Here is a 293-nt window from a genome sequence, read left to right as displayed (position 1 = left end):
GGGTGCTCCACCTTGGCCCGGATGCTGGCTTTCATGTATTCGATGTTGATGGCCGTTTTGTTCTTGCGTGGATGCTGTTTCAAGGTTCTTACCTTGCCGGGGCGCTCGGCGATCAGCCAGTCCACATCCACCTCGGCCAGCTCCTCACGCTGTGGCGCCCCTTGGTAGCCGGCATCGGCTGAGACAAATTGCTCCTCTCCATGCAGCAGATTACCCAGCTGATTGAGGTCATGCTCGTTGGCCGCGGTGGTGACTAGGCTGTGGGTCAGGCCACTCTTGGCATCGACACCAAT

The 293-nt window shown here is 58.7% G+C and carries 1 protein-coding gene; it reads right to left on the bottom strand.

The window, feature by feature from the left end:
• On the bottom strand, nt 1-293 hold a 293-nt coding region (locus MUW49_RS06015), incomplete at both ends, for a transposase (RefSeq protein ID WP_244812518.1).

The sequence above is a fragment of the Aeromonas sp. LsrichE-8G genome, from assembly GCF_022869435.1.
In the GTDB taxonomy this organism is placed as follows: Bacteria; Pseudomonadota; Gammaproteobacteria; order Enterobacterales; family Aeromonadaceae; genus Aeromonas; species Aeromonas caviae.
The sequence above is the reverse complement of the archived record's forward strand: the minus strand, read 5'-3'. Positions and strand labels throughout refer to the sequence as shown.